This is a genomic window from Bacillus sp. FSL R9-9530, assembly GCF_038008145.1.
GTDB lineage: Bacteria > Bacillota > Bacilli > Bacillales > Bacillaceae_G > Bacillus_A > Bacillus_A mycoides.
Genome location: NZ_JBBOYO010000001.1, coordinates 2,409,422 through 2,435,149, shown reverse-complemented (window position 1 = coordinate 2,435,149; position 25,728 = coordinate 2,409,422). Strand labels below are relative to the sequence as shown.

Annotated in this window: 29 protein-coding genes; 28 read left to right on the top strand and 1 reads right to left on the bottom strand. The window is 36.4% G+C overall.

What is annotated here, in order from left to right:
• Positions 1-11: 11 nt before the first annotated feature.
• From MKX66_RS12095 to MKX66_RS11970, 26 genes are all read left to right on the top strand, one after another.
• On the top strand, positions 12-1,034 hold the full coding sequence (locus MKX66_RS12095; protein ID WP_002011813.1) for an NAD(P)H-dependent glycerol-3-phosphate dehydrogenase: 1,023 nt from the start codon (positions 12-14) through the stop codon (positions 1,032-1,034).
• A gap of 116 nt (positions 1,035-1,150) precedes the next feature.
• Positions 1,151-1,402: a stage VI sporulation protein F gene (locus MKX66_RS12090; RefSeq protein ID WP_000369753.1), complete on the top strand. Its 252-nt coding sequence runs from the start codon at positions 1,151-1,153 to the stop codon at positions 1,400-1,402.
• Positions 1,403-1,629: 227 nt separating this feature from the next.
• A complete protein-coding gene (locus MKX66_RS12085; RefSeq protein WP_002011815.1) occupies positions 1,630-1,833 on the top strand; it encodes a DUF2768 domain-containing protein in 204 nt (67 codons plus the stop codon).
• Between the two features lie 65 nt (positions 1,834-1,898).
• Positions 1,899-2,612, top strand: coding sequence for a hypothetical protein (locus tag MKX66_RS12080; RefSeq protein WP_002126422.1), 714 nt, complete (start codon positions 1,899-1,901; stop codon positions 2,610-2,612).
• Between the two features lie 242 nt (positions 2,613-2,854).
• Positions 2,855-4,333, top strand: a complete 1,479-nt coding sequence (spoIVA, locus tag MKX66_RS12075; RefSeq protein ID WP_000416521.1) for a stage IV sporulation protein A — start codon at positions 2,855-2,857, stop codon at positions 4,331-4,333.
• Between the two features lie 298 nt (positions 4,334-4,631).
• Positions 4,632-4,904 carry an HU family DNA-binding protein gene (locus tag MKX66_RS12070; RefSeq protein ID WP_001043860.1) on the top strand — a complete coding sequence of 91 codons (273 nt, stop codon included), beginning with the start codon at positions 4,632-4,634 and terminating at the stop codon, positions 4,902-4,904.
• A gap of 121 nt (positions 4,905-5,025) precedes the next feature.
• The gene (gene folE, locus MKX66_RS12065; RefSeq protein WP_002011819.1) at positions 5,026-5,595 is read left to right on the top strand and encodes a GTP cyclohydrolase I FolE; all 570 of its coding nucleotides are present in this window, start codon (positions 5,026-5,028) and stop codon (positions 5,593-5,595) included.
• A 271-nt stretch (positions 5,596-5,866) separates the two neighbouring features.
• Complete coding sequence (locus tag MKX66_RS12060; protein WP_326996382.1) at positions 5,867-6,619, top strand: heptaprenyl diphosphate synthase component 1; 753 nt, start codon at positions 5,867-5,869, stop codon at positions 6,617-6,619.
• Between the two features lie 29 nt (positions 6,620-6,648).
• Positions 6,649-7,362: a 2-heptaprenyl-1,4-naphthoquinone methyltransferase gene (gene menG / locus MKX66_RS12055; protein ID WP_002086620.1), complete on the top strand. Its 714-nt coding sequence runs from the start codon at positions 6,649-6,651 to the stop codon at positions 7,360-7,362.
• 38 nt (positions 7,363-7,400) lie between these two features.
• Positions 7,401-8,363 carry a heptaprenyl diphosphate synthase component II gene (hepT, locus tag MKX66_RS12050; protein ID WP_341086250.1) on the top strand — a complete coding sequence of 321 codons (963 nt, stop codon included), beginning with the start codon at positions 7,401-7,403 and terminating at the stop codon, positions 8,361-8,363.
• A gap of 124 nt (positions 8,364-8,487) precedes the next feature.
• Positions 8,488-8,934: a nucleoside-diphosphate kinase gene (ndk, locus tag MKX66_RS12045; protein ID WP_000415879.1), complete on the top strand. Its 447-nt coding sequence runs from the start codon at positions 8,488-8,490 to the stop codon at positions 8,932-8,934.
• Between the two features lie 300 nt (positions 8,935-9,234).
• Positions 9,235-10,407 (top strand): chorismate synthase, encoded by a 1,173-nt coding sequence (gene aroC / locus MKX66_RS12040; protein ID WP_002030766.1) that lies wholly within the window; start codon positions 9,235-9,237, stop codon positions 10,405-10,407.
• Positions 10,407-11,492 (top strand): 3-dehydroquinate synthase, encoded by a 1,086-nt coding sequence (aroB, locus tag MKX66_RS12035; protein WP_002011826.1) that lies wholly within the window; start codon positions 10,407-10,409, stop codon positions 11,490-11,492. The genes aroC and aroB overlap by 1 nt, the downstream gene beginning before the upstream one ends.
• A gap of 116 nt (positions 11,493-11,608) precedes the next feature.
• The gene (gene hisC / locus MKX66_RS12030) at positions 11,609-12,721 is read left to right on the top strand and encodes a histidinol-phosphate transaminase (protein ID WP_002188988.1); all 1,113 of its coding nucleotides are present in this window, start codon (positions 11,609-11,611) and stop codon (positions 12,719-12,721) included.
• A gap of 157 nt (positions 12,722-12,878) precedes the next feature.
• Positions 12,879-14,153, top strand: a complete 1,275-nt coding sequence (gene aroA, locus MKX66_RS12025) for a 3-phosphoshikimate 1-carboxyvinyltransferase (RefSeq protein ID WP_215591005.1) — start codon at positions 12,879-12,881, stop codon at positions 14,151-14,153.
• 107 nt (positions 14,154-14,260) lie between these two features.
• The gene (locus tag MKX66_RS12020) at positions 14,261-15,523 is read left to right on the top strand and encodes a tetratricopeptide repeat protein (RefSeq protein ID WP_002086616.1); all 1,263 of its coding nucleotides are present in this window, start codon (positions 14,261-14,263) and stop codon (positions 15,521-15,523) included.
• Between the two features lie 73 nt (positions 15,524-15,596).
• Entirely contained in the window at positions 15,597-16,133 is a 537-nt protein-coding gene (locus MKX66_RS12015) for a ReoY family proteolytic degradation factor (protein ID WP_002086615.1), read from the top strand.
• Positions 16,134-16,286: 153 nt separating this feature from the next.
• Positions 16,287-16,742: a YpiF family protein gene (locus MKX66_RS12010; protein ID WP_002030770.1), complete on the top strand. Its 456-nt coding sequence runs from the start codon at positions 16,287-16,289 to the stop codon at positions 16,740-16,742.
• Positions 16,743-16,886: 144 nt separating this feature from the next.
• A complete protein-coding gene (gene qcrA, locus MKX66_RS12005; RefSeq protein ID WP_002030772.1) occupies positions 16,887-17,399 on the top strand; it encodes a menaquinol-cytochrome c reductase iron-sulfur subunit in 513 nt (170 codons plus the stop codon).
• Positions 17,400-18,074 carry a menaquinol-cytochrome c reductase cytochrome b subunit gene (gene qcrB, locus MKX66_RS12000; RefSeq protein WP_000932700.1) on the top strand — a complete coding sequence of 225 codons (675 nt, stop codon included), beginning with the start codon at positions 17,400-17,402 and terminating at the stop codon, positions 18,072-18,074.
• 43 nt (positions 18,075-18,117) lie between these two features.
• Entirely contained in the window at positions 18,118-18,885 is a 768-nt protein-coding gene (gene qcrC, locus MKX66_RS11995) for a menaquinol-cytochrome c reductase cytochrome b/c subunit (RefSeq protein ID WP_002011836.1), read from the top strand.
• Between the two features lie 513 nt (positions 18,886-19,398).
• On the top strand, positions 19,399-19,989 hold the full coding sequence (locus tag MKX66_RS11990; RefSeq protein WP_002086612.1) for a DUF1405 domain-containing protein: 591 nt from the start codon (positions 19,399-19,401) through the stop codon (positions 19,987-19,989).
• Between the two features lie 25 nt (positions 19,990-20,014).
• Positions 20,015-20,701, top strand: coding sequence for a lipoprotein intramolecular transacylase Lit (gene lit / locus MKX66_RS11985; RefSeq protein ID WP_002064533.1), 687 nt, complete (start codon positions 20,015-20,017; stop codon positions 20,699-20,701).
• Positions 20,702-20,808: 107 nt separating this feature from the next.
• Positions 20,809-21,594: a sporulation protein YpjB gene (gene ypjB / locus MKX66_RS11980; RefSeq protein ID WP_002141040.1), complete on the top strand. Its 786-nt coding sequence runs from the start codon at positions 20,809-20,811 to the stop codon at positions 21,592-21,594.
• Between the two features lie 105 nt (positions 21,595-21,699).
• On the top strand, positions 21,700-22,380 hold the full coding sequence (locus tag MKX66_RS11975) for a zinc metallopeptidase (protein WP_002086606.1): 681 nt from the start codon (positions 21,700-21,702) through the stop codon (positions 22,378-22,380).
• Between the two features lie 134 nt (positions 22,381-22,514).
• Entirely contained in the window at positions 22,515-23,165 is a 651-nt protein-coding gene (locus MKX66_RS11970; RefSeq protein WP_002188995.1) for a uracil-DNA glycosylase, read from the top strand.
• 28 nt (positions 23,166-23,193) lie between these two features.
• Here MKX66_RS11970 and MKX66_RS11965 read toward each other — a convergent pair whose 3' ends face one another.
• Positions 23,194-24,075: a YitT family protein gene (locus tag MKX66_RS11965; RefSeq protein WP_002011845.1), complete on the bottom strand. Its 882-nt coding sequence runs from the start codon at positions 24,073-24,075 to the stop codon at positions 23,194-23,196.
• 508 nt (positions 24,076-24,583) lie between these two features.
• On the opposite strand from MKX66_RS11965, the gene MKX66_RS11960 reads away from it, so the two are divergent.
• On the top strand, positions 24,584-24,928 hold the full coding sequence (locus MKX66_RS11960) for a nucleotide pyrophosphohydrolase (RefSeq protein ID WP_002011846.1): 345 nt from the start codon (positions 24,584-24,586) through the stop codon (positions 24,926-24,928).
• Positions 24,925-25,725 (top strand): dihydrodipicolinate reductase, encoded by an 801-nt coding sequence (gene dapB, locus MKX66_RS11955; protein ID WP_002188996.1) that lies wholly within the window; start codon positions 24,925-24,927, stop codon positions 25,723-25,725. Before MKX66_RS11960 ends, dapB begins: the two co-directional genes overlap by 4 nt.
• Positions 25,726-25,728 lie beyond the last annotated feature (3 nt).

The following is a 25,728-nucleotide window of genomic DNA, read 5'->3' as shown; positions in this document are numbered from 1 at the left end:
GATGTGATTTTATGACAAAAATCACAGTAATAGGAGCAGGTAGCTGGGGAACAGCGTTAGCGATGGTATTAGCTGACAATGGGCATGATGTACGTATTTGGGGAAACCGTCCTGAACTCATGAATGAAATTAATACGAAGCGTGAGAACAGTAGATATCTTCCAGGGATTACATTGCCAAGCACAATCGTAGCCTATTCTTCTTTAGAAGAAGCATTAGTAGATGTAAATACAGTACTGCTAGTAGTACCGACGAAAGCGTACCGAGACGTATTGCAAGAGATGAAAGAAATTGTTACAGAGCCAATTACTTGGATTCATGCAAGTAAAGGAATCGAACCAGGTACGTCAAAACGTATTTCGGAAGTGATTGAGGAAGAAATTCCAGAGAGCTTGATTAAGGATGTTGTTGTACTATCTGGGCCGAGTCACGCTGAAGAAGTTGGATTGCGTCAAGCGACAACTGTTACGTCTGCAGCAAAGCGTATGGAAGCGGCTGAGGGAGTACAAGATTTGTTTATGAATAGCTATTTCCGTGTATATACAAACCCAGATATCGTTGGAGTTGAACTTGGTGGTGCTTTAAAAAATATTATTGCACTAGCTGCGGGGATATCTGACGGGCTTGGATTAGGTGATAATGCGAAAGCGGCATTAATGACACGTGGTTTAACAGAGATTGCTCGTTTAGGAAGAAAAATGGGCGGAAATCCGTTAACGTTTGCTGGTCTAACTGGTATGGGAGACTTAATTGTAACTTGTACAAGTGTGCATAGCCGAAATTGGCGCGCTGGAAATATGCTTGGAAAAGGGCACTCTTTAGAAGAAGTGCTAGAAAGTATGGGTATGGTTGTAGAAGGTGTAAGAACAACGAAAGCTGCTCATGAATTGGCAGAGAAAATGGAAGTTGAAATGCCGATTACAGCTGCTTTATATGACGTGCTGTTCAATGGGAATAATGTGAAAGATGCAGTAGGCTCATTGATGGGACGTGTTCGAAAACATGAAGTTGAAGCGATACCTGATTTGTTATAAAGAAAGCGGTAGAAGTACATTTCGTACTTCTACCGTTTTTTATTTTTTATGGGTCTTTTCACCAATTTTTCATCTCTGCATAGGATGAAGAGTAACTTGAGGAGAGGGTGAAAAGAATGGATAACAACATTTTTAATAACATTGAAAAAGAAGCGAAAGTGAACAAAGAAGATATTTTTAAATTAGCGTCGTCTGTTCAAAATGCGAACTTACGTGATGAGACAGTGCTTCGCCAATTGATTCATCAAGTTGCTCTAATGGCAGGACGCGAAGTGCCGAAAGAGCAAGAGGATCAAATTGTAAAAGCGATTATTAACAATAATATGCCGGCGGATTTTGGTTCGTTAAGTAAAATGTTTAAAAAATAAATTATGAGAAACAAAGAGTTTAGAGAATGCATATGATAGTTATGAAAGAATGGGAATAGAGCTGTTAAGGGCATATTTGGTCAACCGAAGCGCATCATTTCGTGCTTCGGTTTTATTATTTTAAATAAAAATCATCAATTCACAGAAAAATGATGATTTTTATTTGTTTAAAGATTTTAATTTGTTAAAATAGTATAAAAATAGATTGAAAGTAAAGGGGTGTATATATGTCGGAAGGACTTATGAAAATGTGGTTTGCTTTAGGGGCAATTGGATTTATGTTTCTTGCAGTAAGTTTTATTTTATTGAGTAGGCATAAAATGAAGAATAAATTTTTGAAAGGGATTACAGCTTTAGTAGCGTACACCCTCATGATTGTATCGGGAATTGTTATTTTCCTTGTTGTATTTAGTGGCCCTATTGAGCAATAAAGGATGTGTAGTCGGTAAATGTTACAAAAGCAACAGTCCATACTAGCATGAAAAGGTGATTGTCAGTGAAAAAAATCCATATTATTTTAATATTTTGTTGCATGAGCATTTTAACAGGGTGTATGTATCCAAGAGAAAATATGAAACAAAGTGCTATTCCTTATGAAGACCAGTTGCAAGTTGTACAAAAAGCCATTAATACATATAAGGAGCAAACGGATGGTTTATTACCAATTAAGACGCGTGATATGAGTACGCCGATTTATCAGAAGTATCCAATTGATTTTCAAAAAATTGCTCCAAGGTACATACAAGAGGCACCAGGGAATGCGTATGAAAGTGGTGGAGTATATCAATATGTATTAATAGATGTTGAAAAAAATCCGACAGTAAAGTTAATTGATGTGAGAATGGCGGAACAAATTCAAGAAGTGGCATTGAAGCTAAGAATGTATCGTGATGAACATCAATATCCACCTTTTAAAAAAGTGATCACAGATGGTGTTTATGAATTAGACTTCAAAAAACTAGGATATAAAGATGTACCACAAGTGACAAGTCCGTACTCAGGAAAAGGTCTCCCTCTTGTAATTAATGAAAAAGGAGAATTGTTTGTTGATTATAGAATCGACTTATATGAAGCGTTGAAAAAAAATGAAGGACAATTTAAAGAAGGTGAAGATATCCGGAGTATACTATCGAAGGATTCCCCGTTTGTTCCTGCATATTCTTTGCCGTACACAGTAAAAAATGGAGAACCAATTTTTTTAAAATCATAAGTCATGAACCTTTCTTTTAGTGAATAAGTTCTAGAAGAAAGGTTTTTTATGTTATACAACTTGCGATGCAAACAAAAGGTATTTTTAAATAGTCATATGAAATTGGACAAAATTATATGATATATTGTCCGAACTTCTAGAATACCATTATATTATATCAGATATTATAGGCAACATTAGAGAAGGTATTAGTTGACTATAAACGTGGAATTATTCCCAAAAATATTGAGGGAGGGAATCACTTGGAAAAGGTAGATATTTTTAAAGATATTGCGGAACGCACAGGCGGTGATATTTATTTTGGAGTTGTAGGAGCTGTTCGAACAGGGAAATCAACATTTATTAAAAAATTTATGGAACTTGTTGTTATTCCCAATATTGAAAATGAGTCAGACCGTCAAAGAGCGCAGGATGAACTGCCTCAAAGTGCTGCTGGTCGTACAATAATGACGACGGAACCGAAGTTTGTTCCAAACCAAGCGGTTTCTATCGAAGTAGATGAAGGTCTTGAAGTGAATATTCGATTAGTAGATTGTGTTGGATATACGGTTCCAGGAGCAAAAGGCTATGAAGATGAGAATGGTCCGCGCATGATTAATACTCCTTGGTATGAAGAGCCTATTCCATTCCATGAAGCTGCAGAAATCGGAACACGTAAAGTAATTCAAGAGCATTCAACAATTGGTGTCGTTATTACAACAGATGGAACAATTGGTGAAATTCCAAGAAGAGATTATATAGAGGCAGAAGAACGCGTTGTAAATGAGTTAAAAGAAGTAGGAAAGCCTTTCATTATGATTATCAATACTGTACAGCCATACCATCCAGATACGGAGCAGTTACGTCAAAGTTTATCAGAAGAATATGATATCCCAGTAATTGCGATGAGTGTAGAGAGTTTAAGAGAAACAGATGTGTATAACGTACTGCGAGAAGCATTATTCGAGTTCCCGGTTTTAGAAGTGAATGTAAACCTTCCGAGCTGGGTAATGGTACTAAATGAAGGGCATTGGTTACGCCAAAGTTATCAGGAAGCGGTTCAAGAGACTGTAAAGGATATAAAACGTCTTCGTGATGTGGACCGTGTCGTTTGGCAGTTTAGTCAATATGAATTTATTGATCGAGCGAGTCTAGCTGGCATCGATATGGGGCAAGGTGTGGCAGAGATTGATTTATATGCGCCAGATGAATTGTATGATCAAATTTTAAAAGAAGTAGTAGGAGTAGAGATTCGAGGGAAAGATCATTTATTAAAGCTTATGCTCGATTTATCTCATGCGAAAACAGAATATGACCAAGTGGCGGATGCCTTGCGGATGGTAAAACAAACCGGATATGGAGTAGCAGCGCCTGCATTAGCTGATATGAGCTTAGATGAACCGGAAATTATTCGTCACGGCTCAAGGTTCGGTGTTAAATTAAAAGCGGTTGCGCCGTCTATTCATATGATTAAAGTGGATGTAGAATCAACATTTGAACCAATTATCGGTACTGAAAAACAAAGTGAAGAACTAGTTCGTTACTTGATGCAAGATTTTGAAGATGACCCGCTATCAATTTGGAATTCTGATATATTTGGGCGCTCTCTTAGCTCTATTGTTAGAGAAGGAATTCAAGCGAAGTTATCTCTAATGCCAGAAAACGCTCGTTATAAATTAAAAGAAACGCTAGAAAGAATTATTAATGAAGGATCTGGCGGATTAATTGCGATTATATTATAAGAAAAAAATCCCTCTAATTGTAGAGGGATTTTTTTCTTTTTGAGTACGTAATAGAAAAATAAACAGTCATTATCTAATATTTTGTTGTAAATTGTCAAGTTTCATCAGAATTTCACATTTTTAGAGTAACAATTTCCTTAAAAATATTGAATTATAAAGGAGAATCGTATAATATAGGCGTTGATAATGATTTATCTACATCTTTGTAGTATAGAATTTGTAAAAATTGCCTACAAATGAAAGTAAGACTCATTTTATGATCATTATACAGTCTTATCTTTGGGAGGAGGTGAATGGCATGAACAAGACAGATTTAATCAATGCTGTTGCAGAAGCAAGTTCCCTTTCTAAAAAGGACGCAACAAAAGCAGTGGACGCTGTTTTTGATTCTATCTTAGAAGCTTTAAAACAAGGTGATAAAGTACAACTAATCGGATTCGGTAACTTCGAAGTTCGTGAGCGTGCGGCTCGTAAAGGTCGTAACCCACAAACAGGTGAGGAGATTGAAATCGCTGCAAGTAAAGTACCTGCATTCAAACCTGGTAAAGCGTTAAAAGATGCGGTTAAATAATCCTTACATATTAACAGGGAAGAAGAGTTTCCTTTTTGGAAACTCTTCTTTTTGCTTTTAAAAACATAAATATGCTAGAATGTGTTCGTATCACTTTTAGGTTTTTCGGGAGGGCTAGCGGATGGCAAAAGTTAATTTAGAACAAATTGAACATGCAGTACGTCTTATTTTAGAGGCAATCGGAGATGACCCAAATCGCGAGGGAGTACTTGATACACCGAAACGTGTTGCGAAAATGTACGCAGAAGTATTCTCAGGAATGCATGAGGATCCGAAAGAGCATTTACACAAAGTATTCGGAGAAGACCACGAAGAGCTTGTGCTAGTAAAAGATATACCATTCTATTCGATGTGTGAGCATCATCTTGTTCCGTTTTATGGAGTTGCTCACGTTGCATATATTCCGCAAGGTGGAAAAGTAACGGGACTAAGTAAATTAGCTCGTACTGTAGACACAATTGCGCGTCGTCCGCAACTACAAGAACGTATTACATCAACAGTAGCTAACTCTATTATGGAAGTACTAGAGCCGCATGGTGTAATGGTAGTAGTAGAAGCAGAGCATATGTGTATGACGATGCGTGGTGTGAAAAAGCCTGGTGCGAAAACAGTAACGACTGCAGTGCGCGGCGTGTTAGAAAATGATGCAGCAGCACGTAGTGAAATTTTATCGTTTATTAAGACGAATTAAAGAAGAGCGGGAAACTGCTTTTCTTTTTTTTATATACAAAAAAATGATATAGTTTTAATGTTAAAGAGCAAGAATATAAAGGTTGAAAATTACTTCTGCCTTTTGTGTAAATGAATGTTTGTAGTTGTTAGAGACGAAGATAACTTGTATGAATAAAAGTTGAGGCTTTATTCGGTGGCAGTTTGGCAGAAGTAGCCAAGTTTTGATTATAGAAAATAGAATGTATGTGTTATAATAAATTTTATGAATTAGAAAACAAGGGTGATTTTTTGTGTGTGACATCTACGGAGGGTATGCGGGTATTAAAGAGAAATTGATGGAGAAATTACGCCATCCTTATTTTATAAACTATATTGAAGAACCATTTATTGATGAAGAAAAAATAGCGCTGTTATACGGTGCATTAAAAAGTGCAAATATACATAAAGAACAAATTGATCATTATGTCGTAACGATTATGCTTGTACAAATTGCTCTTGATACACATGAAAAAGTATCAAATAAAGCAAACGAAGAGACGAGTGGATTCCATAAGCGTCGTCAATTGACAGTTCTTGCAGGGGATTATTATAGTGGTCTATACTATTACTTATTGTCAATGAATTGTGATATTATCTTAATTCGTGCACTTGCTGAAGGAATTAAGGAGATTAATGAACATAAAATTATGCTGTATCAAAAAGCACATGTGACGATTCAAGACATAATGGAAAGTGTAGTAATAATTGAATCTGCGCTTTTGCAAAAAACATGTGATCATTTTCAGTTATCTAATTGGAAATCATATATAACTTATGTGTTAGGAAAAAATCGTCTTCAAAAAGAGTGTCAATTGTATGCTGATAAACAAAATTCACCTGTTTTTCAAGCAGTCCAAAAAATCTCATTGGATGATGATAAAAATTTGGAAACAGTTATTAATGAATGGCTTATGGAAATGAGAAAGCAAGAAGAAAATTTTTTAGAGAATCATACAGAAGTTAATGAGATAATTTCTATGTTAAGAGATAAATCAAGGACATAAGCAACTTTACATTGGAAGAAGGTACGAGCATGCAACAATCAAAAGAAGAAAGAGTACATGACGTATTTGAGAAAATTTCTGATAAATACGATGTGATGAATTCTGTAATTAGTTTTCAAAGGCATAAGGCATGGCGCAAAGAAACGATGCGAATTATGGATGTGAAACCCGGGAGTAAGGCACTTGACGTATGCTGCGGGACGGCAGATTGGACAATTGCACTAGCGGGAGCTGTAGGTGAAGATGGGAAGGTTTACGGTTTAGACTTTAGCGAAAATATGCTAGCTGTCGGTAAACAAAAGGTAGAAGCTTTAGAATTAAAGCAAGTAGAACTTATGCATGGAAATGCAATGGAACTTCCTTATGAAGATAATACGTTTGATTATGTAACGATTGGTTTTGGGTTACGTAACGTTCCGGATTACATGCAAGTATTAAAAGAAATGACGCGTGTAGTAAAGCCTGGTGGAAAAGTAATTTGCCTGGAAACATCTCAACCAACGATGATAGGTTTTCGTCAAGGATATGTCTTATACTTTAAATATATCATGCCGTTATTTGGAAAGATGTTTGCGAAAAGTTATAAAGAATATTCATGGCTTCAGGAATCTGCTAGTACATTCCCAGGGATGAAAGAGTTAGCACGTATGTTTGAAGAAGCTGGGCTTAAGAATGTGCAAGTGAAACCATTTACTTTTGGTGTAGCAGCTATGCATTTAGGTATTAAACCAGAATCAAAATAGAAAATAGAAAAAAGACGTTTTAGGTTAAGGTGAACAATATGAAGTTACAACTTATGTACTCTTTTTTACGATCGGATATTAATGTTATAGAAAAAGAATTGAAGAAGACAGTTGCTTCTGAGCAGCCGTTAGTAGAAGAAGCGGCATTACAGCTTATTGAAGCAGGTGGGAAGCGGATTCGCCCTGTTTTTGTTTTGCTTGCAGGGAAATTTGGGGATTATAAGTTAGATGCAATTAAGCATGTTGCGGTTGCATTAGAACTTATTCATATGGCTTCGCTTGTTCACGATGATGTCATTGATGCTGCGTTTTTACGACGCGGTAGCGCAACAGTGAATGCGAAATGGGGAGATCGTATTGCAATGTATACAGGAGACTACTTGTTTGCAAAGTCTCTTGAATGTATAACAAATATAGAAATTCCAGATGCACATCAAGCGTTGTCTCATACAATTTTAGAAGTTTGTAAAGGTGAAATCGAACAAATTAAAGATAAGTATAACTATGATCAAAATTTAAGAACGTATTTAAGAAGGATAAAACGAAAAACAGCATTGTTAATCGCCGCAAGTTGTCAGTTGGGAGCGATTGCTGCTGGTGCTAATCGTGATACTGTAAATCGTCTATTTTGGTACGGATATTTTGTTGGTATGTCTTATCAAATTATTGATGATATTTTAGATTTCGTATCGACAGAAGAGAAGCTTGGAAAGCCTGCTGGTGGTGATTTATTACAAGGTAACATTACATTACCTGTTTTGTATGCCATGGAAGATCCAGTTCTTCGTCAAAAAATTACATCTGTGCATGAAAATACAACAGCAAGTGAAATGAAAGAAATTATTGATGATATTAAAGCGAGCGAAGCTATTGATAAAGCATTTTCGTTTAGTGAACGTTATTTACATAAAGCATTAGAAATAATAAAACCACTCCCTCGTGGACAGGCGAAGTATGCGTTGCAAAATGTCGCAAAGTATATTGGACAACGAAAATTTTAGTGTTTTGTCTAAAAAATAAAATAATCTCTCTATTTCAAAACTATTGCGCAATTGTGATAAGGGTGTTAATATGTGTGTGGGGATATACAATTACATACATAATTCAGAAGTGGAGAGATTTTTTATGGAAAAAACATTTCTAATGGTAAAACCAGACGGTGTACAACGTGCCTTCATTGGGGAAATTGTAGCTCGTTTTGAGAAAAAGGGCTTTCAATTAGTTGGTGCAAAATTAATGCAAGTTACTCCGGAAATTGCTGAACAACACTACGGTGAGCATAAAGAAAGACCTTTCTTTGGTGAATTAGTAGACTTTATTACATCTGGTCCTGTATTCGCAATGGTATGGCAAGGTGAAGGTGTAGTAGATACAGCACGCAATATGATGGGTAAAACACGACCACATGAAGCTGCTCCTGGAACAATTCGTGGAGATTTCGGTGTAACTGTTGCGAAAAACATTATCCACGGTTCGGATTCTTTAGAAAGTGCAGAACGCGAGATTGCTATTTTCTTTAAGGAAGAAGAATTAGTAGACTACTCAAAATTAATGAATCAATGGATTTACTAATTATTTTGAAATAATTTGTAAACGCTTTAATAACTGTGATAATAGTAAAAAGTGCGAGAAGAATAGGGGTATTCTTCTTGCACTTTTTTTATTTCGATCAGTTACGAAGTTAGGACTGTTATGATATATTGGTATGTAAAGTAAAAGGTCTACTATTATGAAAATAATCGAACAATTATAAGTAGTGAAAGCAAACATTCGATTTACTATATAATTTCTTTGTATTTTAAAGAGTGATGGAAGGTAATATAGCTGCTTTATGTAGCGGGATAAATACATATGCGAAAAGAGGAATAACGTATGCGATATATTACAGCTGGTGAATCCCATGGTCCGCAACTTACGACAATTTTAGAAGGTGTTCCGGCAGGGTTATCTTTAGTAGCGAATGATATAAATGAAGAATTAGCTAGAAGACAAAAAGGATATGGACGCGGTAGACGCATGCAAATTGAGAAAGACCAAGTGCAAATTGTAAGTGGTGTTAGGCATGGGAAGACGATGGGGTCACCGATTGCACTTGTTGTTGAAAATCGTGATTTTACACATTGGACAAAGGTTATGGGTGCAGAGCCGTTAACTGAGCAGGAAGAGAAAGAAATGAAAAGGCAAGTTACGAAACCTAGACCTGGACACGCAGATTTAAATGGTGCGATTAAATATGGTCATAGAGATATGAGGAATGTATTAGAGCGTTCTTCAGCACGTGAAACGACAGTTCGTGTTGCAGCTGGTGCAGTTGCAAAAAAAATATTAGCGGAATTAGGTATACAAGTAGCGGGACATGTTATCGAGATTGGTGGTGTACAGGCAGCAAATATTAAATATAACTCTATTGTGGAATTACAAAGTACTACAGAAGCATCTCCTGTACGTTGTTTAGATGAAGAGGCCGGTAAAAAGATGATGCAAGCAATTGATGATGCGAAGGCAAATGGTGATTCTATCGGTGGTATTGTTGAAGTAGTTGTAGAAGGAATGCCAATTGGAGTAGGTAGCTATGTACATTATGATAGAAAATTAGATGCAAAATTAGCAGCGGCAATTATGAGTATTAACGCTTTTAAAGGTGTTGAAATTGGAATTGGTTTTGAAGCAGCACATAGACCTGGAAGTGAAGTGCATGATGAAATCCTTTGGGATGAAGTGCAAGGTTACAGAAGAAAAACGAACAATGCAGGTGGATTAGAAGGTGGCATGACAACTGGTATGCCGGTTGTTGTGCGCGGTGTTATGAAACCGATACCGACATTATATAAACCGCTTCAAAGTGTTGATATTGATACGAAAGAACCTTTTACAGCGAGTATTGAACGTTCAGATAGTTGTGCAGTGCCAGCAGCTAGCGTTGTGGCTGAAGCTGTTGTGGCTTGGGAGCTCGCAACAGCTTTAATTGAACAATTTGGATTAGATCGTATCGATCTTATACGTGAAAATATTGAGAAACATAATGAATATGCGAGGGGATTTTAATGGAGAACATACATATTCAAACGAAATCAAAAGAATATGATGTACATGTTGGAAGGGAGGCGTTGTCACACTTAACAACGCTTATTCAAAAAATGAATCCTGCAGTATCTAACATAATGATCATTTCTGATGAAGCTGTTGCATCACTGCATTTACAGACAGTTGTTGATGCATTGCAAGTAGAGCAAAAAGTATTTTCGTTTGTTGTACCGAGTGGCGAAAAAGAGAAGTCTTTTGAAAATTTCTATGAGGCTCACACTTCGGCTCTTGAAAATAAATTAGATAGAAATTCTTTAATCATCGCACTTGGAGGCGGGATGATTGGAGATTTGGCTGGATTTGTTGCCGCGTCGTTTATGCGTGGTATTCGCTTTGTCCAAGTGCCAACGACTTTATTAGCTCACGATAGCGCAGTAGGCGGGAAAGTAGCAATTAACCATCCACTAGGAAAAAATATGATTGGAGCATTTCATCAGCCAGAAGCTGTTGTATATCATACGCCATTTTTACATTCACTTCCTGAAAAAGAGTGGCGATCAGGTTATGCAGAAGTGATAAAGCATGCTCTTATTGGTGATGTAGAGCTATATCATTGGTTAAAAGAAGAAGTGCAGACGTTAACGGATCTTCGTGATGAAAAGTTAATTCATATATTAACGAAGGCGATTCCTGTGAAAGCGAATATTGTGTCGCAAGATGAAACAGAAAAAGGTGTACGTGCCCATTTGAATTTTGGGCATACGTTAGGACATGCTCTTGAAAAAGAGTTAGGATATGGGAATATTACTCACGGTGATGGAGTAGCGGTTGGCATGCTATTTGCTATGTTTTTAAGTGAGCAAGTGTACAAAGTTGATCTTTCTTATGAAGAAATGAAGCAGTGGTTCTTGAAATACGGTTATCCAAAAATGCCAAGTGACTTGAATGTAGAACGTCTCGTTCAGTTGATGAAACAAGATAAAAAAGCAAATGCTGGAACAATTCATATGGTGCTTATGCAGGAATATGGGGGAGTGAATGTCGTATCTATTTCAGATGAGACTGTTCATATTGCGTTAGAAGCATTTCAAAAGGATATGGTGTAAAAAGTCATAGAACAGGTATGAAATGCATATTTAAAGGTATTCTCGTAATGGTGACGGTTATGATTAAAGATGACAGTAAGACATTATAAATCATATCAATGACTGGGGGAAGAAAAGTGAGAGTAAAAGAGCAATTGTTAACTTTGAGAGCATATGTACCTGGGAAAAATATTGAGGAAGTAAAAAGAGAATACGGATTATCAAAAATTGTAAAACTAGCATCGAATGAAAATCCGTTTGGCTGCTCTGCGCGTGTGACAGAAGCATTAACTTCGTTAGCTAATCAATATGCACTCTATCCGGACGGGGCGGCATTTGAGCTTCGTGAGAAAGTAGCAGAGCATTTAGGTGTAAAAGCGGAACAACTTTTATTTGGTAGTGGGCTAGATGAAGTCATTCAAATGATTAGTCGTGCTTTGCTACATAATGGAACAAATGTTGTAATGGCGAACCCTACGTTCTCGCAATACCATCACCATGCTGTTATTGAAGGAGCAGAAGTTCGTGAAGTACCACTTAAAGATGGCATTCACGATTTAGATGCAATGTTACAACAAGTAGATGAGAAAACGAAGATTGTATGGGTTTGTAATCCGAATAATCCGACAGGTACATATGTAGAAAAACAAAAATTACTTTCATTTTTAGAATCAGTTCCAAAGTCAGCGCTCGTTATTATGGACGAAGCATATTATGAATATGCTGGGGCAGAAGATTATCCGCAAACATTACCTCTTCTTGAAAAGTACGAAAATCTTATGGTGCTACGCACATTCTCAAAAGCATATGGATTAGCTGCTTTTCGTATTGGATATGCGATTGGTGATGCAAAGCTTATTGGGCAGCTAGAGGTAGCAAGACTACCATTTAACACATCAACTATCGCCCAAGCGGTAGCATTAGCGGCAATAGAGGATCAACAGTTTTTACAAGAGTGTGTGAAGAAAAATGCCGGAGGATTAAATCAATATTATGCATTTTGTAAGGAATATAACGTATTCTACTATCCATCTCAAACGAATTTCATTTTCTTGAAACTTGGTATACCTGGTAATGAAGCTTTCGAACGATTAATGAAAAAAGGATATATCGTTCGTTCTGGTGCAGCATTTGGTATGCATGATGGTATTCGTATTACTGTTGGATTAAAAGAAGAAAATGATGAGATTATTGAATTACTTACGGAACTTGTAAAAGAACAAGTGAAGAAAGAAGAAACGTATTCTTAAGAAATGGTGGAGGCTCCTGTTACAGGAGCCTTTTTCATTTGAACTGCAATAAGGGGAGTTGTTTGCACGTTCAAGAAAGAAAACGTTACAATAGAAGTAGACGTATAAGAAGAACTATTGTACATATAACTTATTTAAAATGTGAGGAGGATACAGTTTGAAACTAGTAGGACGAAAAAATAGTTTGAATGGGAAAATTGTTGTTCCAGGAGATAAATCTATTTCGCATCGCTCTGTTATGTTTGGAGCGATAGCGGAAGGGACGACGAAAGTATCAAATTTTTTATTAGGAGAAGATTGTTTAAGTACAATTGCATGTTTTCAAAAACTAGGTGTCCAGATTGAACAGTTTGGTAACGATGTCACGATTTACGGTAAAGGATTACATAATTTACAAGAACCGAAAGAAGTATTAGATGTGGGGAATTCAGGGACGACTATTCGTCTTATGCTTGGGATTTTAGCAAATACGCCGTTCCATAGTACGATAATTGGTGATGCATCAATTGGAAAACGTCCTATGAAACGTGTTACAGACCCGCTTAGTAAGATGAATGCTCAAATTGATGGTAGAGAAAACGGACAATATACACCTTTATCTATTCGCGGTGGTAAGGTAAAAGGTATGCATTACCATTCACCAGTAGCAAGCGCACAAGTGAAGTCAGCAGTTTTACTTGCGGGTTTGCAAGGGGAAGGGATTACTACGGTAACAGAGCCTATGCAATCTCGTGATCATACGGAAAGAATGTTGCGTGCATTCGGTTGTACCGTAGATGTTAATGGACGGACTGTTTCATTACAAGGTGGACAACAACTTAAAGGTGCAGACATAGAAGTTCCAGGAGATATTTCTTCGGCGGCATTTTTCTTAGTAGCTGGTGCAATTGTCCCAAATAGTAAGCTTGTATTGGAAAACGTTGGTTTAAATCCGACGAGAACAGGGGTTTTAGATGTATTAACAAAGATGGGTGCACTTATTTCTATCGATCATATTAGAAATGAAGAGTTTGAACCGTGCGGGGATATTACGATTGAAACATCTAAACTAAAAGGAATAGAAATTGGTGGAACTCTTATTCCAAGATTAATTGATGAAATTCCTGTAATTGCTTTATTGGCAACGCAGGCAGAAGGAATTACTGTTATTAAAAACGCTGAGGAGTTAAAAGTAAAAGAAACAAATCGTATCGATACGGTTGTAGATGAATTAGGCAAATTAGGTGCGAAGATTGAAGCTACACCAGATGGTATGATTATATATGGTAAACAAAGTTTAAAAGGAAATACTGTTAATAGTCACGGCGATCATCGTATTGGGATGATGCTTGCAATCGCATCGTGTATTATAGATGGAGAAGTGAAAATAGAGAATAGTGATGCGGTCGCTGTATCGTATCCGGAATTTTTCGAACAATTAGCTGCGCTATGAGAGAAAGTATAGGAAGAGGTAGCTCACTCAAAAGGTTGCGTTCTTACACCTAGTTGCTTATGATAAATGAACAGAAGAGAATATTTTTTGAATTAAAGGAGACGTTTATGCAAAAGTTTGAACAGGCTGTTTCTTATATTGAAAACGGTGAAGCAGAAAAAGGATTACAATTATTAAAAGAACAACTACGAGTTGCTAATGATGAAGAGAAGTATGATATCGCTCGTTACTATCATACACTTGGGTTTATGGATGAGGCGTTAGCAATTACTGAAGACTTACGCTTGCTATATCCGGAAGAAAGTGAATTTACGGTATTTTTAGCAGAATTATATATTGATTTAGATAAAGAAGATGAAGCGATTGAAGTGCTTCATGATATTCCAGAAAACGATGATTTATATGTTCAATCGTTATTACTTGTAGCGGATTTATTCCAAATGCAAGGTTTTGATGATGTAGCAGAACAAAAACTATTAAAGGCGAAAGAAATGATGCCAGACGAACCTGTTATTACGTTTGGGTTAGCAGAATTATATAGTAGTAAAGGTGAAGAGCAAAAGGCGATCACTTATTATGAATCGTTACTAGCAGAACATAAAGTTATGGGTGGTGTTGTCATTGCGCTTCGTCTAGCAGAAACTTTAAGTGCTATTGGAAACTGGGAAGAGGCAATCTCTTACTATGAAGCGGGGTTAGAAGAGCAAAAAGATATTCACTCATTATTTGGATATGCCTTCACATTATACCAAGGAGAAGAATATCAAAGAGCAATTGGTGCTTGGCAAGAATTAAAAGAATTAGATCCTGAATACGCATCGTTATACATGTATTTAGCGAAAAGCTATGAAAAAGAAGGCATGCTTCAAGAAAGCTATGAAACACTTCAAGAAGGAATTAAAGTAGATGAGCTGTCTGTTCCTTTCTATGTAGAATTAGCGAATATTGCGGCGAAATTAGGTAAAATAGCGGAGGCAGAAGAAGTGCTTCAAAAAGCGCTGGAGCTAGATCCGGGACATTTAGGTGCGATATTAAAATATGCGTATATTTTAAAAGAACAAGAGAAATACGAAGAGCTAATTGCAGTTGTAGAGCGTGCAATTGACAGTGGAGAACCAGATACACAACTACTTTGGGATCTTGCATTTGCAAAAAAACAATTAGAAATGTATTCGGATGCATTAAAACACTATGAAAGTGCATATACTTCTTTTAAGAATCATCCAGATTTCTTGGAAGAGTACGGTTATTTCTTATTAGAAGAAGGAATGCGAAAAGAGGCGAAAGAAGTATTTACGCAGTTAATACAACTAGACCCGACACAAATTCATATTGAAGAATTGTTATATAATTTAGAGGATTTTTCATAAGTTGGAAGGAAACTGAATGCCGCTTCTTGAATCTAAAAAGAAAAGAGAAAGACAGAGGAGGGACTTAATCGCTATGAATACCCCTGTTTCTGTAAACGAGAAGAAGGATTTTGTAAAATGGTTTTTGAATAATTACCAACTGAAACAGCGTGAATGTGTATGGATTTTGAATTATTTAATGAGTCACGATCAATTAATGCATAAAGTCCACTTCGTAGAACATGCAAAATATTGTCCGCGTGGCTTAGTAATGTCAGCAAATTGTGTGAAAGACACACCGTTTCACTTTTTCAAACAAAATGTAATGACAACAGATGCAGAAAAATCGTTTCATGATATTCGTTTGAATCGAGATGAGGATATTTATATTCAGCTTAATTTTAAATCATCGTTCCAAAATGCAAACTATGTAGCTGTATTAGAAGAAAACCCATATTTGCCAAAGCATATTGAAGTGAATGAAAAAGATCGATTGCTTGCAGAACGATTTTTAGAAGAAAGTGTATTCTCATTTAGAAGAGAACGTCTTTTGAAACAAATTGATGAAGCTTTGGATAAGCAAGATAAGGAAGCATTTCATAGGTTAACAGCAGAGTTGAAAATTTTATAGAATTCATTTTGATTATGTAATCTTTACGAAATTCAGACTTTTTAAGAAAAACTACTTAATAATAGGTAGTTTTTCTTTTTTTACCTCTTTTAGTATGGTTTAATATATATAAAGTGAAAGTTCTGTTATTTCGAATGGAGGAGGGGAGAAAAGGTGAAATGGATTGTAAAAGATGTAGAACAGTTTGAGCAAGCGAGGGAGTATGTAGATACAGGGATTATACCCCTTTTGTCTATTTCGGCAGCAAAAGAGATGAAAATGGTTGTAGAGCAAGGTGAATTTATTGAGGCTTTGAGTATGGAGTTGGAAAGGGAGTATAAAGGAAGAGTGCTTTTACTGCCCGCATTTACGTATTTGGTAGAGAGCCAAAAGAATGAAAAAGACCGTTTGCAAGAATGGACAGATCATTTAAAAAGGCAAGGTTTTAAGCATATTGCCTATGTGACAAGTGACTTTTCATGGAAAGAAGATATGAGAGATGTGCAGGGTGATTTATTTTGGTTTCCATCGTTATCATTAGAGCAATTTAGTGACCAAGCGAAAAGGGAAGTTATTCGTGCACACATAAAAAATATTATGGAAATGTTGGAAGAAAGATGGATAAAATAATAATAAACAGAAAGTTCTTATTATTATGAGTAGTATGATATTGACCTATGCAAGAGGGTATTATATCATGATAGTGTCCTAGTTTTTATTTTTTATATAATTTTTTCACGAGGGGACAATTTCTGATAGAGGGGGGAAATTTTCGTGAGCGAGAAAGAACATCGTGTGTCAAGAAGACAGTTTTTAAATTACACACTTACAGGGGTAGGAGGCTTTATGGCGGCGGGTATTTTAATGCCGATGACGAGGTTTGCGCTTGATCCGGTGTTAAGAAAAGAAGTGGGAACAGATATGGTTGCTGTTGGACAAGTAAAGGATATTACAACAGAGCCGAAGCGCTTCGATTTTAAGGTGAAGCAGGTTGACGGATGGTACAAGTCTGAAGAGCCAAAATCTGCTTGGGTGCATAAAGATGAAAGCGGAGACATTGTTGCATTTTCTCCAGTGTGTAAACATTTAGGTTGCACAGTGAACTGGAATTCGGACAAAGCACATCCTAATCAATTCTTTTGCCCATGTCACGGGGGACGTTACACAAAAGATGGGATGAACATTAAAGGCACACCGCCTCTTGCTCCGCTTGATGTGTACGAGTCTAAAGTGAAAGATGGAACGCTGTATTTAGGAAAAGCGAAGCCAAGAGGGGGTGCAAAGTAGATGTTAAATAAAATTTATGATTGGGTGGACGAACGTTTAGATATTACACCGATATGGCGTGATATCGCTGATCATGAAGTACCTGAGCATGTTAACCCGGCACATCACTTTTCTGCATTCGTCTATTGCTTTGGAGGACTTACCTTTTTCGTTACAGTAATTCAAATTTTGTCCGGAATGTTTTTGACGATGTATTATGTGCCGGATATTAAAAATGCTTGGGAGTCGGTTTATTATTTACAAAATGAAGTAGCTTACGGGCAAATTGTTCGTGGTATGCATCACTGGGGTGCTAGTCTCGTAATTGTAATGATGTTTTTACATACACTCAGAGTTTTCTTCCAAGGTGCGTATAAAAAGCCTCGTGAGTTAAACTGGATTGTTGGTGTTCTTATTTTCTTTGTTATGTTAGGTCTTGGTTTTACCGGATATTTATTACCGTGGGATATGAAAGCGTTATTTGCTACGAAAGTAGGGATTCAAATTGCAGAGCAAACGCCGCTCATTGGTCCTTATATTAAAACATTACTCGCTGGTCATTCCGAAATCGTTGGCGCTCAAACATTAACTCGCTTCTTTGCTATTCACGTCTTCTTCTTACCAGCAGCACTTCTAGGTTTAATGGCCTTCCACTTCATCATGATTCGCAAACAAGGTATTTCCGGTCCGCTATAAGAGATTGCTAAATTAAAGGGGAAAGAACAAAAGGAGGGAGATTATGCATCGCGGCAAAGGGATGAAGTTTGTAGGAGATTCTCGGGTACCAGTAGCCCGGAAACCAAATATTCCAAAAGATTATTCTGAATATCCAGGGAAAACAGAAGCGTTTTGGCCGAATTTCTTGTTAAAAGAATGGATGGTTGGTGCAGTTTTTTTAGTCGGTTATTTATGTTTAACAGTGGCGCATCCGTCACCGCTTGAGAGAATGGCGGATCCTACAGATGCAGGATATATACCACTTCCAGATTGGTATTTCTTATTCTTGTATCAGTTATTAAAGTATTCGTATGCTTCAGGCTCATTTACTGTAATTGGTGCGTTTATTATGCCGGGGATTGCGTTTGGAGCGTTACTATTAGCTCCGTTTCTAGATCGAGGCCCAGAAAGAGCACCATTGAAGCGTCCTGTAGCAACGGGGTTTATGCTTTTAGCAATTGCATCGATTATTTTTTTAACTTGGGAATCTGTAGCACACCACGATTGGGAAGCTGCAAAAAAACAAGGAGCAATTGTAAAAACAGCACCAGTTGATAAAAATGATGACGGCTACAAGTTGATGCAAAAAAATACTTGTTTAACATGTCATGGTGACAATTTACAGGGCGGAGCGGCAGCACCGGCTTTACAAAACTTAACTTTAAAACCAGAAGAAATCGCTAAAATTGCGAAAGATGGAAAAGGTTCAATGCCTAAAGGTGTATTTAAAGGTACAGATGAGGAACTGAAAAAACTTTCGGAATTCGTTGCAAAGTATAATAAAAAATAATAGAAAAGCTGACTACAAAATCTGTAGTCAGCTTTTTATTTTGCGTGCCCAGCTAAGCTGGGCACTGTTTGATGGTGAAAGGTTTAAATAGAATTCTACAAGGATTCAAAAAATTATTATAGCCTATCTTCAATTGGACAGAAGTGGCTCGGTAAAATAGATTGGTACGTCTTAGAACGGCTTAACCTTTTTTGGAATAAGAAAAGAAATGTTCGAAAGAAACATGGCCGTATCAAGGGCTTGATGAAGAAAATAACATACACACTCGTGAAAGTAGGTAGCTAGAACAAACTGAAAGCTAAAGAAGGAAGAGCATCGGAGAGCCGTATGAGGGAAAACCTCACGTACGGTTTGATGTGGGGAAGCTGAAACAGAAAAGGGATAGCAAAGCCATCCCTAAAGAAAATTTAATCTGTTTCAGTTTTCTACTCTACGATGACGGAAAGTTTGCTATATAATAGAGTAGAGTTCAATGAAAGAATTACTTTGCTTGAAAGGTGTTGGACATACAGATTGGCTTACTTGTATGCAATGTTAAGGCAACGTTCGGTACTATTATTTTTATTGGTTGTTAACATATTAGGTACAATTTACGGATTCATATGGTATGGAAATCAATTAAAAGAAACCTCACCTATATTTTGGCCGTTTGTACCAGATAGCCCTATGGCGACTCTCTTTTTTGTCTTTGTTTTAATTGCTTTTTTGATGAAGAAGAACTGGGGGTTAATAGAAGCGCTAGCGATAGTTACTTTAATAAAATATGGTGTTTGGGCTGTTGTTGTAAATGCAATTATGATTTATGTAAAAGGCCCTATTGGCCTTATGGGATATATGTTAATGTTATCTCATTTTGCGATGGCAGTGCAGGGAATGTTATATGCTCCGTTTTATCGGATAAAAAAATGGCACTTCACTGTAGCTGGCATATGGACATTACATAATGATGCAATTGATTATTTATTTTGGCAAATGCCGAGATATGGGATTATGCATTTATTTGTAGAGAAAATTGGTTATTTTACGTTTTGGTTAAGTATTGCTGTACTGTGTATTACATATTATTATTGCTTACGTGAGAACCGAAAACAGTTTTCTTTATGATGGTGAGGACATTTAGGGGGAGAAAATGAAGAAAAATAAGAGCGGTATAAACATATTGGATCGATTGATCACTTTAGTAGTTTCCTATAGCATAGCATTTTCTGTTTTCGCTCTCGCGACAACGGTAGTTGTATATGGAAAATGGTTGTATTATTTTGAAATTGATTTTTTAAATATTCCAGATTTAGCGGATATGACGAAAGATGAAATTAAGAGAAACTATGATGTGCTTATTACATATTTATCGCCGTTTTATGAAGGTGCATTACAATTGCCGACATTAGATATGTCCACAAATGGACGCATTCATTTTGTAGATGTTAAAAATATTTTAGTAAAGATTCAATATATAATGTATGGAACGATTGTAATTGCTGTATTAGGAGGAGCGTATTTATTAAAAAAGAAAAAAGAAAAGTTTTTACTTCACGGAGCGATTCTTACAATTATTTTTCCAATAGCTCTTACGTTACCAATTGCTATTAATTTTGAAAAGAGTTTCGTATTATTTCATAAGCTTTTATTTAGCAATGATTATTGGATGTTTGATATTGAAACAGATCCGGTTATTTTAATGTTACCGGAAGAATTCTTTATGCATGCTGCATGTATTATTTTATTATTGATTTTAGGTGGTAGCATGCTTTGTTACGGTGTGTATAAATATTTAGTGAAAAAGAAAAGGGTTTCAAAGAAAAAATTCTCTGTTTAAAGAGAATTTTTTTGTTTTCATAGAGATAATATATTTTTTGGTTTTGTTCTGTTCTATTCTTGTCCAATTCCACATATTTTGTACTAGTAGTTATAGGGGGGACCGGGATGAAGAGAACATTAATTGGACTGATAGCATTTCTAATTATAATGTTTCCAGTACGTATATATGCTGAAGAGTGGAGTGAACTAACTGGATTGCTAGATGACTCTTTGCAGTTAGTGAAGAAAAAAGAAGATGAAAAGGCAATACAAGTACTGTACCATTTCTCAGAGCAATTTCTATCAAAGGAGAATGAAAATAATTCAAAAGTAACTCCGGGACAAATTAGAGTCGTTTCTTTAGCATACGATAAGGCGAAACAATCTCTCGCGGAAGATTCAGATAGGCAAGTTAAAGTGGATAATATGTTAGCGTTACAACTTGCTGTTGATGCACAAGTATCTAAATATCAGCCACTTTGGATGGAAAGAGAAAGAAAGATAATGAATGCTTTTTCTCAAGTAGAAAAGGCGATGGAAAAAGAAGATGATGGACAGTTCCAACAGACGCTAAATACATTTTTAAATGAATTTAATATTATTTATCCTAGTTTAATGATTGCTCTGCCAGAAAACGAAGCGCAGCGTGTAAATGCACATTTATCTTATTTGGATGAATTTCGTAACGTTATGTTAAAAACGAAAGGTGGACAAATGCAACTAGGGATTATTAAAGGTGATTTGCAAAAAATATTTCATACAGTAAAAAAAGATGAGATTGCTCCCTCTCTCATTTGGTTTATGACAATTACTGGAGGACTTATTTTGTTCACTTTAACGTATGTTGGATGGAGAAAGTATAAAGGGGAGAGAGAGAAGCGGAGAAGCAACTTGCATTCTAAAGATAGATAATACGCATAAATAAAGATACGGATTGTAAGGTTTATTTATTGACAACGGTGGAAGAAAAAAATAGAATGAGAAGTACTATAATTAAAACTTCAATGGAGGTTTATGATGTTTTATTTAATTTACTTCGCGATCATTTTGATCATACCGTTGTATGCACAGTCAAAAGTACGTAGTGCCTATAGCAAGTATTCACAAGTTTATTCAACATCAGGTATGACAGGAGCGGAAGTGGCTCGAAAAATTTTAGATGAAAATGGATTGTACAATGTAGCCGTAGAAGAAACGCCAGGTCATTTGTCAGATCATTATGACCCGCGTGTAAAGACGGTTAGATTATCGACAGATAACTATTATGGTCATTCAGTTGCTGGTACAGCTGTAGCAGCACATGAAGTAGGACACGCAATTCAAGATGCGAAAGATTATAACTTTATGCGTGTACGCCATTCGTTAGTGCCAGTTGCTAATTTTGGTTCAAACATGTCATGGGTTTTTGTCCTAATTGGTGTATTTGCACAAATGTCTGGTTTGTTGTTACTAGGAATTATTTTAATGGCAGCAGGTGTTATTTTCCAACTTGTTACATTACCAGTTGAGTTTGATGCATCAAAACGCGCAATGCAACAAATTGAAGCACTTGGTATCGTATCAACAGATGAGTACGGTCAAGCTCGTAAAGTATTAAATGCGGCAGCATTAACATATGTAGCAGCAGCTGCTGTAGCGGTATTTGAATTATTACGTCTCGTATTAATTTATACTGGTATGCAGCGTAGCGACGATTAAAGACTATCAATTTTGATAGTCTTTTTTTTGTTTTGTGGATTGAATCTTATAATATGTTACAAATGGAAATAATAGAGAGAATATGGGGTATAGAACTAGTTAAAATAAAGATAAGTATGGAATGATGAAAGAAGGTGACGGACATAGAATATCCATATCATTTAGTTAAACAAGTGAAGGAGCGTAGTGCTATATACCAATTAGAAGGTTTTTTAAGTGGACAGGGCCCTAAAAACCCGAAATTAATGCTTGTTGGAGAAGCACCTGGTGAAACAGAAATTCATAATGGGATTCCATTTAGTGGGAGAGCGGGAAAACATTTAATGGAATTTTTAGAACGTATTCACGTTACAAGGGAAGAAGTATATATTACGAGTGCGGTCCGGAGTAGACCTTATAAATGGAGAGAGAAAAGGGAACGAAATGGCGAAATAATACAGAAGAAGTACAATAGAACACCGAATCAAGGTGAGATACTTGCCCATGCACCTTTGCTAGATTATGAACTGGAATTTATACAGCAGCCGGTTATTGTCACACTTGGTAATATTGCATTACAGCGTTTAGTTGGTAAAAATAATAAAATTACGGATGTTCATGGAGAATTGTTAAAGCAACCTGTGCAGCGATTGAAAGATAGCAGCAGTACAGAATTTATTTGGTCAGAAAAAGAATATCATATTTTTCCGACCTTTCATCCAGCTTCTATTTTCTATAATCGGAGTTTGTTGGAGCTTATTTATGAGGATTTGGAGAAACTTAAAAGATTTATAATAAAAAACTAGAAAAGCTACAGAGCTTTTCTAGCTGAATTTAATTATGTAACGGTTTTTTATTTTCATCTAATGTAAATCCCTCACCAACAACATCGTGTACATCACTTACAGCGACAAAGGCATGTGGATCTACTGAAATAATGATATTTTTTAATTTTACGATTTCATTTTTAGCAACAACACAATATAGTACATTACGTTCTATTTTTGTATAGGATCCAACTGCTTTTAAAAAGGTTGCTCCGCGCTCCATTTCTGATAAAATTTTTGAAGCAATTTCATCGTTTTTATCAGAAATAATAGTTGCTCCTTTTGCTGCATAAGCACCTTCTTGCATGAAATCAATAACCTTAGCCCCGATAAAAACAGCAACTAACGTATACATGCCCTCGCGATATGATAAATATGTAAGAATAGAGATAATGATAACGACCGCATCAAACATAAACATCGTTTTTCCCATACTCCAGCCAACATATTTGTGAGCTAGCCTTGCGATAATATCAACACCGCCAGTAGTCCCGCCGTATTTGAATATAATTCCAAGTCCTATGCCGATAAATGCCCCAGCGAATAAAGCAGCCAGTGTCATATCATTTTGCAAGTTTAAATGTAAGTTGAGAACCTCGTAGCGCTGAAACACCCAAAGGAATAAAGAGACGCTAAATGTACCGATTAATGTGTATAAAAATGTTGTTCGGCCGAGTAATTTCCAGCCAATGAAAAATAGAGGGACGTTTAAAATTAAGTTTGTATAGGAAGGATCAAGTGAAAATTTAAAATATAATAATAGCGTAATGCCGGTAAATCCACCCTCTGCAAGATGGTTTTCAATATTGATATTCACAATACCGAAAGAAAAAATAGCGGAACCGATTAAAATAAAAATGATATTCCGAATCTTCAAATTTGATGTCATTTAGAAATCCCCCTAATTATGTAATGATTGCATTGCTCCTCTTAAACGATAGAACATAATAATAAGTTATTTCTAGTTGATAGTAAAAATAGAGAATGGTATAAGAGCTTAATTAGTTCGGCCTGATATTGTGCGGAAAAACTGCAAAAGAAAGTTTCACTTTATCCCGTCCCAACGGCTGGTAGAGGGAAAAGCAAAGAAGAAAAGGTCGAACCAGCCGCAGGGACCCGATTGGTTCAGGCTGATCTTTTGCAAAAATCACGCAAAAGAAGTTTCACTTTACCCCGCTCTAACGGCTGGTAGAGGGTAAAACAGTGAAGAAAGGTCGAACCAGCCGTAAGAGCCCGATTGGTTCAGGCTGATCTTTTGTAAAAATCACGCAAAAGAAGTTTCACTTTATTATAGTCTATCCTAAAAAGAGTCGTAAATAGTGATATGAGGGAATAATATTTGTCAAATCGCGATGAATTGGCTAACATGAAAGAGGAAGGAATAAGAGGTGACTAGTATGGAAGCAAAAACGATGAAAGATATGCAGAAAGAAGTAGATGCATATATCGGTCAATTTAAAGAAGGTTATTTTAGTCCGCTTGCAATGATGGCTCGTTTAACTGAAGAAATGGGAGAGCTTGCAAGAGAGGTTAATCATTATTATGGTGAGAAACCAAAGAAAACGACTGAGAAAGAACGAAGTGTTGAGGAAGAGCTTGGAGATGTTTTATTTGTTATGATTTGTATGGCAAATAGTTTAAATATTGATTTAGAAACAGCGCATAACATTGTAATGAATAAATTTAATACACGTGATAAAGATCGTTGGACACGTATTGATGAGGGAGAGAAAGACGCATGAAAGAAATTAAAGTAATTATCGCTGGACCACGAGGACGCATGGGATATGAAGCAGTCCTTCTTATGGAAAGAACAGCGCATTTCAATTTAGTAGCAGCAATTGATTATAAGCATGGCGGAGAAAAAATTTCTGATGTACCGGGAATGCCAGCGCTAGATGCACCTATTTACGCGGATTTACATACTTGTTTAGATGAAGTAGAAGCAGATGTATTGTTAGATTTAACAACACCAGAAATTGGAAAGAAACATGTGACACTTGCAGTTGAACGTGGACTTAGATCAGTTATTGGTACAACTGGATTTACTGAAGAAGAACTAAAGCAATTAACAGAAAATGCAAAAGAAAAAGAAGTAGGAACAATTATCGCTCCAAATTTTGCGATTGGTGCAGTTCTTATGATGAAGTTCTCTCAAATGGCAGCGAAGTACTTCCAAGATGTTGAAGTAATTGAATTACACCATGATCAAAAATTAGACGCACCATCTGGTACAGCTGTAAAAACAGTAGAATTAATCCGTCAAAATCGTGTACCAAAAGAGCAAGGGCACCCTAATGAAACGGAACAATTAGAAGGGGCACGTGGTGCAAATGTAGACGGTATTCACATTCATAGCGTACGTCTACCAGGGCTTATTGCACACCAAGAAGTAATGTTCGGCGGAGATGGACAAATGTTAACAGTTCGTCATGATTCATTCAACCGTGCATCATTTATGTCAGGTGTAAAACTATCAATTGAAACAGTAATGAACCTTGATCATCTTGTATACGGTTTAGAAAATATTATCGACTAAAGG